Source organism: Syntrophus buswellii, from assembly GCF_046097065.1.
GTDB classification, from domain to species: Bacteria; Desulfobacterota; Syntrophia; order Syntrophales; family Syntrophaceae; genus Syntrophus; species Syntrophus buswellii.
Map to the genome: position 1 here is coordinate 547,072 of NZ_CP175563.1, position 13,775 is coordinate 560,846.

The 13,775-nt window shown below is 56.3% G+C and carries 12 protein-coding genes; 6 read left to right on the plus strand and 6 right to left on the minus strand.

Going from position 1 to position 13,775, the window contains the following annotated elements; all coding sequences use genetic code 11:
- Positions 1–77 precede the first annotated feature (77 nt).
- The 6 genes from argC to ACJ77P_RS02560 all read left to right on the plus strand — a co-directional run bounded on the left by argC (position 78) and on the right by ACJ77P_RS02560 (position 6,631).
- Positions 78–1,115, plus strand: a complete 1,038-nt coding sequence (argC, locus tag ACJ77P_RS02535) for an N-acetyl-gamma-glutamyl-phosphate reductase (RefSeq protein ID WP_367360655.1) — start codon at positions 78–80, stop codon at positions 1,113–1,115.
- A gap of 55 nt (positions 1,116–1,170) precedes the next feature.
- Complete coding sequence (gene cysS / locus ACJ77P_RS02540) at positions 1,171–2,655, plus strand: cysteine--tRNA ligase (protein ID WP_367360654.1); 1,485 nt, start codon at positions 1,171–1,173, stop codon at positions 2,653–2,655.
- 487 nt (positions 2,656–3,142) lie between these two features.
- Complete coding sequence (locus ACJ77P_RS02545; protein ID WP_367360653.1) at positions 3,143–3,535, plus strand: hypothetical protein; 393 nt, start codon at positions 3,143–3,145, stop codon at positions 3,533–3,535.
- Positions 3,536–3,685: 150 nt separating this feature from the next.
- Positions 3,686–4,558 carry a patatin-like phospholipase family protein gene (locus ACJ77P_RS02550; RefSeq protein ID WP_367360652.1) on the plus strand — a complete coding sequence of 291 codons (873 nt, stop codon included), beginning with the start codon at positions 3,686–3,688 and terminating at the stop codon, positions 4,556–4,558.
- A gap of 290 nt (positions 4,559–4,848) precedes the next feature.
- The gene (locus ACJ77P_RS02555) at positions 4,849–6,099 is read left to right on the plus strand and encodes a hypothetical protein (RefSeq protein WP_408998889.1); all 1,251 of its coding nucleotides are present in this window, start codon (positions 4,849–4,851) and stop codon (positions 6,097–6,099) included.
- A gap of 190 nt (positions 6,100–6,289) precedes the next feature.
- Positions 6,290–6,631 carry a hypothetical protein gene (locus ACJ77P_RS02560; RefSeq protein ID WP_367360650.1) on the plus strand — a complete coding sequence of 114 codons (342 nt, stop codon included), beginning with the start codon at positions 6,290–6,292 and terminating at the stop codon, positions 6,629–6,631.
- A gap of 135 nt (positions 6,632–6,766) precedes the next feature.
- On the opposite strand, the gene alaS is transcribed toward ACJ77P_RS02560, so the two are convergent.
- The 6 genes from alaS to ACJ77P_RS02590 form a co-directional block, all read right to left on the minus strand.
- Positions 6,767–9,403, minus strand: a complete 2,637-nt coding sequence (alaS, locus tag ACJ77P_RS02565) for an alanine--tRNA ligase (protein WP_408998890.1) — start codon at positions 9,401–9,403, stop codon at positions 6,767–6,769.
- The gene (locus ACJ77P_RS02570; RefSeq protein ID WP_367360648.1) at positions 9,384–9,902 is read right to left on the minus strand and encodes a regulatory protein RecX; all 519 of its coding nucleotides are present in this window, start codon (positions 9,900–9,902) and stop codon (positions 9,384–9,386) included. Before ACJ77P_RS02570 ends, alaS begins: the two co-directional genes overlap by 20 nt.
- On the minus strand, positions 9,899–10,930 hold the full coding sequence (gene recA / locus ACJ77P_RS02575; RefSeq protein WP_408998891.1) for a recombinase RecA: 1,032 nt from the start codon (positions 10,928–10,930) through the stop codon (positions 9,899–9,901). Before recA ends, ACJ77P_RS02570 begins: the two co-directional genes overlap by 4 nt.
- A gap of 78 nt (positions 10,931–11,008) precedes the next feature.
- Positions 11,009–11,614: an RNA 2',3'-cyclic phosphodiesterase gene (gene thpR / locus ACJ77P_RS02580; protein ID WP_367360646.1), complete on the minus strand. Its 606-nt coding sequence runs from the start codon at positions 11,612–11,614 to the stop codon at positions 11,009–11,011.
- Positions 11,615–11,722: 108 nt separating this feature from the next.
- Positions 11,723–12,979: a competence/damage-inducible protein A gene (locus ACJ77P_RS02585; RefSeq protein ID WP_367360645.1), complete on the minus strand. Its 1,257-nt coding sequence runs from the start codon at positions 12,977–12,979 to the stop codon at positions 11,723–11,725.
- 64 nt (positions 12,980–13,043) lie between these two features.
- A complete protein-coding gene (locus ACJ77P_RS02590) occupies positions 13,044–13,463 on the minus strand; it encodes a phosphatidylglycerophosphatase A (RefSeq protein WP_367360644.1) in 420 nt (139 codons plus the stop codon).
- Between the last annotated feature and the right edge of the window lie 312 nt (positions 13,464–13,775).

The window sequence follows — 13,775 nt, forward strand, 5'->3', positions numbered from 1 at the left end:
GAATTTCTTTCTTCCATGCGGAAGCGCCCAGCTCCGGCATCGGAACCAGGAACCGTAGAGTGAGAGAGGGATAATCTATGATTAAAATAGGGATTTACGGCGCCAGTGGTTATACGGGCCAGGAATGCCTCCGCTTGCTTCTCCGTCACTCCGGCGTTGAGGTGGTGGCGATTACCTCACGGCGGTATGCCGGGCTTCCCATCGCTGATGTCTATCCGGTTTTTTCCGGGTTGACTTCCCTGAGTTTCATGGATGCTTCGCCGCAGGAGGTCACTGAACTGGCCGACGTGATTTTTCTGGCGCTGCCCCACAGCGAATCCATGAAGGTTGCCCCGCTTTTCTGGGAAAGCGGGAAAAAGGTAGTCGATCTCAGCGCGGACTATCGGTTGCGGGACATCGCCGTTTACGAATCCTGGTACGGAAAACATGCTTCCCCTCACCTCGTTCCAGAGGCCGTTTACGGAATTCCGGAGCTGTATCGGGAGGAAGTGGCAAAGACCCGTTTTGTGGCAAACCCCGGCTGTTACCCGACAAGCGTCATCCTTGGAATGGCCCCCGCCTTGAAAAACAAGCTCATTGACCCGGCATCTGTGATCGTGGATTCCAAATCCGGCACCAGCGGCGCCGGCCGTGAACCCCAGGTAGGGTCTCTCTTCTGCGAAGTCAACGAAGCGTTCAAGGCCTACAAGGTCGGCAGCCATCGCCACACACCCGAGATCGAACAGGAGTTGAGCCGCCTGGCCGGTGAGGAGATGAACATCTCCTTCACCCCGCACCTCCTTCCCATTGATCGGGGCATTCTGAGCACCATCTATGCGACGCTCACCCGAGAGGTGACCTCAGCGGAACTATCGGAAATTTACCGGGACTTTTATGCGGGAGAACGCTTTGTCCGGATATGCCGGCCGGGAACATTTCCAAATGTGGCCTTCGTCCGCGGCTCCAACTACTGCGATATCGGCACCGCTGTCGATCCCCGGACCCATCGCCTGATCGTCGTCTCGGCCATTGATAATCTGGTGAAGGGCGCGGCCGGTCAGGCCATCCAGAATATGAATATACTCTGTGGATTTCCGGAGGACATGGGGCTCGAGATGATTGCTCTGTTCCCCTGAGATCCGGCATGACCCGCTGAATGGTCTCAAAAGGCGTTTTTACGCGGAGGATTCCATGACTTTGAAGCTTTACAACACCCTTAGAAACAGAAAGGAAGTCCTTGTTCCCCTTCAGGAGGGGCGGGTCGGACTCTATGTGTGCGGAATCACCGTCTACGACATCTGCCACGTGGGTCATGCCCGGTCGGCCGTTGTCTTTGACGTCCTGAGAAGATACCTGGAGTACCGGGGTTACGAAGTCATCTATGTCAAGAATTATACCGATGTCGACGACAAGATCATCGCCCGCGCCAATGCGGAAGGGGTGAGCATCTATGATATCTCCAACCGCTATATCGCCGCCCACGATGAAGACATGTCGGGCCTGGGGGTTCTTCGGCCGACGGTCACTCCACGGGCGACGGAACACATCGACGGAATGATCAGGCTCATTGAAAAGCTCGTGGAGCGCGGACTGGCCTATGCCGTGAACGGCAACGTCTATTATGCCGTGGAGCGGTTCCCCGGTTATGGAAAGCTTTCAGGGCGCCAATTGGAAGACATGATGGCCGGTGCCCGGATCGATGTCGATGAGCAAAAGAACAATCCCATGGACTTTGCCCTCTGGAAGGCCAGCAAACCCAATGAACCTGCCTGGGACAGCCCCTGGGGGCCGGGACGGCCGGGTTGGCACATCGAGTGCTCCGTGATGAGCCAGAAGTATCTCGGCGACAGCTTTGACATCCATGGCGGCGGCGAGGATCTGGTTTTCCCCCATCATGAAAATGAAATCGCCCAGTCCGAGGGGGCCACGGGCAAGCCGCTGGCCAATCTGTGGGTTCATAACGGCTTTGTGAAGATCAACAGCGAAAAGATGTCCAAGTCGCTGGGGAATGTCTTTTCCATTCAGGAGATGTTGTCCCGCTACTCCGCCGAGGCCATCCGACTGTTCATGCTCCAGAGCCACTACCGCAGCGCTGTGGATTTTTCCGAGGAATCCCTGTCGGAGGCGCGCCAGGGCATGGATCGGTTCTACACAGCCCTGAAGGCCATTTCGGACCTTCTAGCGGCATCCGGGGGGGATTCCGCGCCCCCTTCGCCCGAATCCCTGTCGGGAAAAACGGCTGAGCTCTTCACCCTTATTCAGAGTTTGCCGGATCGTTTTGTCGAGGCCATGGACGATGATTTAAACACCGCCCGGGCCATCGGGTACCTTTTTGATGCCGCCCGCCAGCTCAACGCATTCCTGAGTGATGCGAAAGCTGCCAGGTCCGATGCGGGACGCAACGTCCTGGCGCTGGCGGAAAAGACGATCAAGGAGATCGGTTACGTCCTGGGGCTGTTCCAGGAGGATCCCGATCTCTATTTCCAGAGGGACCGCGAACGGGAAACCCGCAAACGGGGCATCGAACCCGCCGAGATTGAACAGCTCATTGCCGAGCGCTGGGCGGCCAGAACAGAAAAGAACTGGCAGCGGGCTGACGAAATCCGTAAAATTCTGACGGAAAAAGGGATTGTCCTGAAGGACACCCCGACCGGGACGACCTGGAAAGTGGCCTAGCGCCATAGACCTCTGACCACCCGGCCGGGATGGTAAGGTCACCTTGCATCAGTTTCCGATTGCCACAAGGAAGAACTCTGCAATCTTTTCACATATGGCTTTTGTCTTTCCCGAACAGGTCATCCAATGGGCTTTTAGACGCTCCAGTCCTGTCTCAGCACGTGGGCAAGATCATTGGTCCACCATTGGTCATTGGTCGTTTCGACATTTTTATGCCCAAGAAGCCCCTGAACCTCCCGAATCAGGCGATTTTTCCAGACATTATATGAGTGTTTTTCTTGCTTCCTCAACCGATAAGGCAACAGGAAAGCGTTGTCCGCGTTTTGAACGAACCGCGTTGGACAGATCGCCGGTTTCTCAGCGAAGCACGTTACGGAACAGAAATAGAGCGGCATTGCATCATCTGTCTGTCTGATCTGCCACTCAGAAACATTTGGGACTGTTTTGAGAGTCTCGATAAATTGAACAGCAGAAGGATGGGATATAAATGATTACCCCGGATCAATTTCGAGTAAATGAAGCATGGATTGCAGTCAGAATTAATGAACGTTTCTTGTTTATCCAGGATGAACCTTACGATGTTTATGTATTGGTGGATGCCGCCAGCTGTTATGTATTGGGGCATGTTTTATTCCGTGTCGTGGATGAAGCGCCCCAAGAAAAGGATTTAAAAGAATTATTTCAAACAGCATTTGAGGCCAAAAACCAGTGGGCGGACATGTTAATCTTAACTGGAAACTCTCCAGCGGATGATGCCTTTAAAAATCAAGGGCAGCAAAAAGGGCTCTCTGCAAAAACAGTTGATCCATCAGAGTTGGAGCCAATTTTAGGCCCCTTGAAAGAATCTTTTGCTTCAGATTTCATGAGAGGCTCCTCATGATATTTTACTCGTGCCGACCCGGAAAGACGGGCGGCGCATTCAATGGTATCAAGAGTCAAGAAACCAGGACTATACGAGTTTTTTAAAACATCGGAGATCTTACAGCCGCCGTTGATTTCGGCGTTCTATTCTACTGAAAAAAGGGGGACCATGAAAATCGGCTTGGCTTTGGGAGGTGGCGGCGTTCGAGCTTTGGTGCATATTCCTGTCCTGGAGACGCTCGATGATTTAGGCATCAAGCCGTGCATTATCGCAGGAACCAGCATGGGTGCGGTTATCGGCGCGCTGTATGCCTCCGGGATGTCCGGCAGGGAGATCAGAGAACGCATCAGCAGGCACCTCATCCTGAAAGATGATACCTGGCGGGACATCATGGCGAAAAAAAACCATCTCTTGAAATGGGTCACGGCCCTTTCCGCGGAATTTCCACGCGGCGGGTTCATTCAAACGCAGGGATTTTTGGAGTATCTCTTCAGCGAGATAAGGATTCGGACTTTCGAAGAATTGGAGGTTCCTCTTTTGGTCATTGCCGCGGACTATTGGACTGCGGAGGAGATCGTGTTTGAGAAAGGCGATCTGATCCCTGCGCTGCAGGCCACGATGGCTGTGCCGGGGGTCTTTGCCCCGGCGTCCATCGAGGGGAGAGTCCTTGTGGATGGAGGCGTCGTTAACCTGGTGCCCTACGACCACCTTTTAGAGCGGGCCGATTTCACCATCGCCGTGGATGTGAGCAAGGTGCGCAACCATGGAAAAGGAGAAATTCCCGGCGCTCTTGAGTCTGTTCTGCGGGCTTTCAATATCATGCAGGCTTCAGCCATTGCGGAAAAGATGAAGCACTGCAAGCCCGATATTTATGTTCAGCCGCAGATCCAGGATGTGCGAATGCTTGATTTTGGAAAGGCGGAGGAGATTTTCCTGCAGGCAGCGCCAGCCATCGACTTGTTGAGAAAAAGACTGAAAACAGTGACTTATCGGACAGGGGGCCTCCGAAAAACGGCCATAAAGCGGACCCCGTGCCCATGAAACGAGACCATTTCATCCTCATCGGGGATGGCGCTAAGCCGTTGCGTGAATCATCTGAAGAAACTCGAAGCACCCTCCCGTTTTATTGACCGAACGATCGCCATCACTTCCAACGGAACAGCTACTTGGTCCAGCCGTAAAGCGGCGGAGCATGATCTTTCGTGAAAGTCGGCTTAGCGTTATAACAGGCCCGATTTATGCTGTCACGGAAGTCCATCACGGAGAAGTGCGCCTTTTCCGTCATTTTAGAGGGTGGGGACGATCCTGTGCCGTTTCCGGACAGTAAAAGAATGAGTTCATCTTTGCGGAAAACCAGTGGAATGTCCTTTGAGCGGATCTCGGGAGACTGCCTGGAAATTCGGGAAGGAGGCGGCTGTCTGACCCTCTTCGGTTTGCTCTTTTTCGCGGCGGGGATCTTTCTGACCCTTGCTGGCCTCGGCCTGATTCCCCTGGAAAACGCCCAATCCATGGACTGGTGGGGGAAGCCGCTACTGATCGCCATGGGGCTGGCCTTTGCTTCTGTGGGTGGCTGTCTCGTTTTCTCACGAACCCGGATTACTCTTGATGCCGCCAGAGGGACGTTGACGCGCCGCTGGTGGCTGATTATGCCGATAAAGAGTGAAAATTTCCGCCTGGAGTCCTTCAGAAGCGTCGAACTGGGGCTTTCATCCGGCGATTCCGATTCTCCCGATACATATCCCATTGTCCTCAAGGGAGATGCCATCTGTCCCGATGTTCAACTCAAGAATGGTTCCAGCTACGGTGAATCCCGTCAGTTGGCCGTACACCTGGCCGAGCTGCTCCGGGTGCCGCTGGAAGAGGCGACAAGCGACCACAAGACGGTCCTGGAGAGCGGAGAGCTTCGGCAGTCCCTGGCGGAGAGGATCCAGGGGCGAATGTCCGGCACGGAGGAGCCAACGCGGCCGGTTTCTCTGCGCAGCCGGGTTGAGATGATTCCCGGCGGCGTTCTTATTCGAATTCCCGGGGACGGCTTCAAATGGACCCTCCTTCTTCCCGTTGCGATTTCAGTGGGAGTGCTTCTCTATTTCGGACCGGGTTTTCTGGAGTTCTTCGACCGCACCCGGACACCCGTTCCGGTCCAGATGTTTTTCCTGGGGTTTGCCTTGATCCTGTTCGGATTGATTCCCCTCTTCCGTTTCATCTCCAACATCGTGAATGCGCTGCGAAGCTATACGGAAATAATCGCCACATCGCAGGAACTGCGCTTGACGCAGCAGGGGGCCTGGAAAAAATCGGTGACAACGCTCCCGGCAGGGGAGATTGTGGACCTCGATTACAGCACCGCCTCCGGCCTGTTGGAAAAGGCCATGGATTCTGCCGGGAGCCCTCCACGCCGGCCCCATCTGGGGACGCAGCCGCCGGTTCCGCCCCGCTGGCTGAAGGCGCTGGTCCGGCTGAACAGGTCCACCGGGGTTATCGTCAAGCACCGGACGGGACGGCTGGCCTTTGGTGCGGGGCTACCCGATGAAGAGGTGACCTATCTTTATGCAGAGGTGAAGCGCGCTTTGTCTGGGAAGTGAAACAGAGGAGAAAACATGACAGCCATGAAGCAATTCAACCGTGGACAGCCGATAACGTGAAGGGTTGAAAATAAGCAAATGACCTGTCCGGCAGGGTACCGGGATTGCTTAAACATCTTTATTGCTTGATTTTCGATTTGAACCTGTTGTATCTTATCCACCAATTACCGACAATAAAAGGAGGATCAGCATGAAAAGAACGATTGTAGCATTGTTGAAGGGCATGTTTTCTGTAATGGTTGTTCTGGTATTTGTTGTTGGAGTGTCCGGCTGTCAGAAGCAGGAAGGTCCCATGGAGCAGGCCGGAAAGGAAGCTGATAAAGCGGTTGAAGCAACAAAGGATGCTGTACAGGATGCCGGTAAGAAGGTTGAAGAAGGTGCTGAAGCTACAAAAGACGCTGCGGGAAAGGTTGGAGAGAAGATCGGCGAAGGTGCTGAAAAAGCTAAGGATGCTGTCAAGAAGGGAGTTGAAGGCACCGCTGCGGCAGTGAAGGACACCGCTGCGAAAGTGGAAGAAAAGGCCAAGCACTAACCTAGCAGACGATAGAATAATCAAACGGTCCGAAGAAGTCAGGCAAGGTCCTGATCCATTCGGACCGTTTTTTATTTTTCAGGGGAACCGGCACCATTTGAAAAGGCCGAATTTCCCCCGGTATCCCTATCCGATCTAAATCAGTTCTTCCAGGCGCTTCAAGGCCTGTTCCAGATTTTCCGGATTCGGGCCGCCGGCCTGGGCCATATCCGGACGGCCTCCGCCCCTGCCGCCGACGATGGGGGCGATCTCCCGAATGATATTGCCGGCGGAGTAGCGGTCCGTCAGATCCTTCGTAACCAGGCACAGCAGCATGGCCTTTCCCTCCGCCCTGCTGCCGATCAGGATGATTCCGGACTGGAGGCGATCCCTCAGCTTATCCCCGAAATCACGGAGGGTCTTGGCGTCGGGCGCGTTCACGGCGGCGGTAAGAACCTTAATTCCCCCGATCTCCTTCGCCTGGCTGAGCAGGTCGGCCGAATCCTTGGCGGCCAGCCGGCTTTTGAACGTCTCCAACTCCTTTTCCATCTCCTTCTGGTTTTTGACCAGCTTCTCCACGCGTTCCGAAAGCTCCGAGGGATTGGACTTGAGGAGATTTGCAGCCTTTTTCAATTCGTTTTCGACCCGACGGGCGTATTTGACGGCCTCACCGCCTGTGACGGCTTCGATGCGGCGCACGCCGGCAGCAATGGCGGATTCGTGAAGTATCTTCAGGAACCCTATGTCTCCCGTCCTCCGGATGTGCGTCCCGCCGCAGAGCTCCATGCTGAAGTCGCCCATTCGAACGACCCGCACGCGGTCGCCGTATTTTTCATCGAAGACGGCCGTGGCTCCGGTTTTCAAAGCCTCTTCAATGGGAAGGACCTGGGTAACGACAGGCATATTCCTTCGGATCACCGCATTGGCCAGGGTTTCGATCCTCTCCAGTTCGTCGTCCTCTATCCTGGAAAAGTGGGTGAAGTCAAAGCGAAGCCGTTCTGAGGTGACCAGCGAGCCGGACTGCTTGATGTGATCCCCCAGAACCCGCTTCATGGCAGCCTGAAGCACGTGGGTTCCTGAATGATTGGCCTCCGTGGCCCGGCGCTTTTCTTCGGCGACGGTCAGATTGACGGAATCTCCCTTCCTGATCCGCCCTGTGCGGACCCTGCCGACATGGGAGATGAGGTTGTCCAGGGGGCGCCGGGTGTCAAGGACGTCGAAGACGAAATCCTTCCCCTCGATCGCTCCCGTATCTCCGATCTGCCCGCCGATCTCCCCGTAGAAGGGGGTTTCGGCGACGATGACTTCCCCTTCCTCGCCCTCCCCCAGCTCCTCGGCGAGGCCGTCTTTGTTCAGCAGGGCCGTCACCCTCGATTCTGCTGTGCAGACGCCTTCATAGCCCACAAAGACCGTGGAAATTCCCTGTCCGGGAAGCTTCTGGTACAGGATGGAAACGGCCTCCTCGCCGCTGCCTTTCCAGGATTCCCGGGCCTTTTCCCGCTGAATCTCCATGGCCTTCTGGAAGCCCTCTTCATCAAGGGTCAATCCGTCGCGGCGCACGATATCGGCGGTCAGGTCCGTGGGAAAGCCGAAGGTGTCATAGAGGCGGAAAACAATGTCCCCCGGAATGACGGTCTTGCCTGCTGTTTTCAGCCTGGCGACCTCGTCCTGGAGAATTTTCAGGCCGGCGTCGAGGGTTTCCATGAAGCGCTGTTCCTCGTTGAGAATAACTTTTGTGATATAGGATTCCTTGTCACAGAGATCCGGGTAGGCGCCCTTCATTTCCTTGATAACGATCGCCGCCATCGCGTGGAGAAAGGGCCGATTCAGGCCCAGCAATTTTCCGTGCCGCGCGGCCCGCCTTAGAATGCGCCTCAGGACGTAGCCCCGGCCCTCATTGGAGGGGAGGATACCGTCTCCGATGAGAAACGTGACGGATCGGCTGTGGTCGGCAATGACGCGGATCGATACATCGTCTTCCTCATTCACCCCGTAGGGCCGATTGGCCGTTTCGGTGATGGCTGCGATCAACGGGGCGAACAGATCGGTGTCGTAGTTGCTCTTTGCACCCTGGACGACGGCGACAAGGCGCTCCAGCCCCATGCCGGTGTCGATGTTCGGTTTGGGAAGCGGGGTGAGCGTTCCCGTTTCATCCCGGTCAAACTGGGTAAAGACCAGATTCCAGACCTCCAGGTAGCGGTCGCAGCCGCATTCGATGTGGCAGTCGGGACGGCCGCAACCGGTTCCCTCGCCCTGGTCGTAGATGATTTCCGAGCAGGGACCGCAGGGGCCGGTTTCTCCCATCATCCAGAAGTTGCTCTTTTCCCCCAGCCGGACGATGCGCTCCGCCGGGATGTGCATCTCGTCCTGCCAGATCCGGTACGCTTCGTCATCATCCAGATAAACGGTCACCCAGAGCCGCTCCCTGGGAAGCTTCATGACTTCGGTAAGGTATTCCCAGGCCAAGGAGATGGCTTCCCTTTTGAAGTAGTCGCCGAAGGAAAAATTGCCCAGCATCTCGAAGAAGGTGTGATGGCGTGCGGTAAAGCCGACATTTTCCAGGTCGTTGTGCTTCCCCCCCGCCCGGACGCATTTCTGGCAGGAGGCGGCGCGGGTGTAGCCCCGGTCTTCGAGTCCCAGGAAGGCGTTCTTGAATTGAACCATCCCGGCATTGGTGAAAAGGAGCGTCGGATCGTCCTTGGGGATCAGGGATGAACTGCTGACCCGCGTGTGACTCTTTTCCTCAAAAAATCTTAAAAAACTTTCGCGAATATCACGCCCCGATAGAATCATTCAACTCTTCCTCCTCTTTTATGCTCTTTAAAATCTTGAAGATCTGGTCGATGGGAAACCCCTTTCCCTCCAGACTCCGGACGATTTTTTGAAAATGCCGATTCCCCGGTCCGGGCGGCGGACCACCTTTCAGCATACGGAAAATCAAGCGCTGCAACGCCTCCGCTTCGGGAAAGTCCTGGCGGGTTTCCCCGATGGCCACGGCGATGAGGTCCGCATCCAGTCCCTTCTCGCGCAGGGCCAGCTCAATGCGGCGGTCGCCAAGCAGCCGGTCCACGGCTAGATGCCGGGCCTTCAGGCGGGCATAAGCGGCATCATCCAGATAGCGGTAGTCTTTGAGCTCCTGGAAGACGTCCGCCAGGACTTCCGGTGGAAAGCCCCTGTCCCGGAGCTTTTTCCAGAGCTCCCGTTCACTGTGAGGCCGGATTTGCAGCAAACGCCAGGCCTTTTGCCGCGCTTTTTCCCTGGGATCTTTCCCTGGAAGGACGTCGTCGATCATCCAGCGGGTTCTTCCGGAGCCGGCTGCCGGGGATTCAGGCCGTATTTGATTCTCACCTGCTCCTCAATGCGGGCCAGAAGATCGGGATTTTCTTTTAAGAAGTTTCTGGTATTGTCCCTGCCCTGGCCAAGGCGTTCCCCCTCATAGGAATACCAGGCGCCGCTCTTTTCCACGATGTTGCTCTCCGCCGCCAGGTCGAGGATGTCCCCGGTCTGGGAAATCCCCTCGCCGAACAGGATATCGAATTCCGTCTCCCGGAAGGGCGGAGCCACTTTGTTTTTCACAACCTTGACCTTGGTGCGCATGCCGATGACATCCTGCCCCGATTTGATGGAACCGGACTTGCGGATGTCCAGGCGCATGGATGAATAGAACTTCAAGGCGTTTCCCCCGGTCGTCGTTTCCGGGTTACCGAAAAACACCCCGATCTTCATTCGCAACTGGTTGATGAAGATCACCGTTGTGTTCGATTTGCTGATGCTGCCCGTGAGCTTGCGCAGCGCCTGGGACATCAGCCGGGCCTGCAGCCCCATCTGGGCATCGCCCATTTCCCCTTCGATTTCCGCCTTGGGGACCAGAGCGGCCACGGAATCCACGACGAGAACGTCCAGGGCGCCGCTTCGAACCAGGGTTTCCGCTATCTCCAGGGCCTGCTCGCCGGTATCCGGCTGGGAAATGAGCAGATCGTCGGTGTTGACGCCGATCTTCCGGGCATAGGAGACGTCCAGGGCGTGCTCGGCGTCGATAAAAGCCGCCAGCCCGTTTTTTTTCTGAGCTTCAGCAATGATATGCAGGGCCAGGGTCGTTTTGCCTCCGGATTCGGGGCCGAAGATCTCGATGATCCGTCCCCGCGGAACGCCGCCGATGCCAAGGGCGATATCCAGACTGAGTGAACCGGTCGGAATGACCGCAATGTCCTCGATCTTCTCTTTGGCCCCCAGCCGCATGATCGAACCCTTGCCGAACTGCCTTTCAATCTGGCTGATCGCCAGATCCACCGCCTTTGCTCTATCTCCATCTGTGCCCATGATGACCTCCGGAAAAATTACGAAATATTGGGAATCTCCTGTTCGCGAGTATCCTGCATTAATACAGGTGAAATTTTTTCAGCTTCTCGATGCAAATTCTCCGCCGCTGAGGAAGGGATAGTCCGCCAGTTTACTGTAGACGGCTCCCCGGGGAGTCAAACGACTCCGGAAAAGGGTCAGGCTGACGGCCTGAAAACGGCCTGCCTCGAAGGCCTCGGCTTTGTTCATGACCCGGTCAAGGCCGGACAACCCTCGGGCCGATTTTATCCGGGCCAGCGTCAGATGGGCACGAAACGGGCGCTCCTCCCGCTGAAACCCGAAGCGGGCCAGCTCTCTGTCCACTTCTTCCTGAAGGGCCTTAAGGGCGCCCAGGTCCCCTGACAGGCCCAGCCAGAGAACGCGCGGACGCCTGGAATCGGGGAAAAGGCCAAGCCGCCGCACCTCCAGATTCAGGGGGGCAAAGCGGGCCGTGACCGGTTCGACAGCGGCGGAAATCCGGGGAATGTCTCCTTCGGAAATGTTTCCAAAAAATTTCAGCGTCAGATGCATGCCTTCCGGACGGACCCAACCGAGTGCGCCGGACAGGCTGTATCGCAGGCGGCTTTGCAGGGTGGCTGCCGCCTGGCGCACGGACTCCGGCGGCTCGATGGCCAGAAAGGCCCGGATGGGCTCCAGTTCAGTCACGCCGCCAGCCTCCCTCCCTGCGGAAAGGCGCACGCGGAGTACTGCTGCACTCCGGGAAAGCAGACGTCTTCCATGCCAATGTCGCGTCGAGGCGTTCCTGCCCGGATATCATGTCTGCCCGGGAATCGAAATAAGATATCGTTTCAGCAGCGTCAGAGCCGCCTGAGAGGTTGCGACTTTGACGCGCCGCCGTTCCCACCGGAAGAGATATTTTCGGCAGACCGTTTCTCTTCCGTCTGCAAGGGCTATGTACACGGTGCCCACCGGCTTCTCCCTGCTTCCACCGGTCGGTCCGGCAATGCCTGTGGTGGACAGGCCGAGATCGGTGTGCCCCAGTTTCCGAACCCCCTCGGCCATCAGCCGGGCGGTGGGTTCGCTGACTGCGCCATGCACCCTGAGCGTTTCTTCCGGAACGCCGAGCAGTTCTGTTTTGGCGAGATTGCTGTAGGTGACGGCGCCCCTCTCCAGAAAGATCGAACTTCCGGAAATGTCCGTCAGGCGGTCGGTAATCAACCCACCCGTGCAGGATTCCGCGACGGACAAGGTCAGTTTCCGTTCAGAAAGTAACGCTGCAACCGTTCCTTCCAGGGTTTCCAGATCGTAGGCGAAGATGTGGCGCTCCAGCCTTTCAACGACTTGAGCTTCGGCGATTTTCAGTAGCGACCGGGCTTCCTCCTCCGTCGGCTTCCTGACGGTAAGGACCAGCCGGAGTTCCGGAAAATGGGGATAAAAGCCCACGGACACCCCCTGGCCTTCCAGATCCGCATCGGCCAGGCGCTGATCCACTTCGGCTTCCGATATTCCCGAGAGCTTGATGGTGCGGGAGGCCACCGCCTGGGCGGCCTCCGGGAAGGTTCGGCGGAGGGTCGGCAGGGCGCCCTGGGACAGCATCCGTTTCATCTCTGCCGGAACGCCTGGAAGGACCGCAATGAGCTTGCCCTTCACATTCAGAGAGAAGCCCCAGGCCGTCCCGACCGGGTTGGCGATGGGTTCGGCCCCTTCGGGAAAATCCGCTTGCTTGGAGTTGCTGGGGGCCCAGTAGAGGCCGTAACGGTCAAAAATGGCCTTGATTTTGGAAAGAATGGTTTCATCGCGGTACAGTTTCAAACCATAAGCCCTGGCAATGGCCTCCGTCGTTTTGTCATCTGTCGTCGGTCCCAGTCCCCCCGTTACGATGACGGCGTCCGTCTGGGCCAGGATATGGTCCAGTGCCGTTTTGATGGCGGCTTCGTCGTCATCCACCGACATCAGGATCGGGACCTGCCATCCCTGTATATTCAGCTCCCTGGCGATATGGGAGGTGTTCGTGTCCTGGGTCCTGCCACTGATCAGTTCATTGCCGATGGTCAGAATGCCGACCTGCATTGCCTGCCTCCTTGTCCTGTCCCTCTTCCAACAGCCTGTTCGTTTAAAACCTCCCGCGGGCTTTTCATGCCCAGAATCCGCTTAAAAACCAGAGCAGCAGAGCGCCATAAATTCCCGCCACAACATCATCCGCCACGATGCCGTAACCGCCCGGCAATTTGTCCTGAACCCATCCCGCCGGAAAAACCTTGACGATGTCGAAGAATCGGAAAAGCAGAAATCCCATGATGATCAGAGAGATGTTCTGTTCCGCTGGAAGGAGAGCATACTGAAGGCCGACCACCTCGTCAATGACGATGTGCGGAGAATCTTTCTCCATGAAAAGGGCCTCCGCCCTCTGGGAAATCCCGATGGACAGACCCGTCAGGGCCAGGATGGCCAGGATGTGAAGCGGCTGGGACAAGAGTGAAATGGCGAGATAAAGGGGAATGCCCAGGACTGTGCCCACAGTACCCGGTGCGGCGGGGGCATAACCGGCTCCCAATCCGGTGGCGGCAATTCTGATCCATTTATCCGTCGGGGAAACACCTCTTTCTGTGCAATATCGGGCAGGTGAACTCTGCGTCAGGCGCTAAGCTATCCTTTTTCCACCCATCTGTCAATTCTTTTGGTTATCTGGTCGGGGGCATCCGGGTCCTTCGTGATCGGTCTGACCCAGCCCATGAAACCGATCATGAGATTAAGGATTTGGATTCCTGGAAAATCATCGGAGTTCTACACCAATCTCTTAGATAAAATACGGTTTTATCTGTATTTACTTTTTCCTGCTGACTTCGGTAATGTTAAAATATCAAAT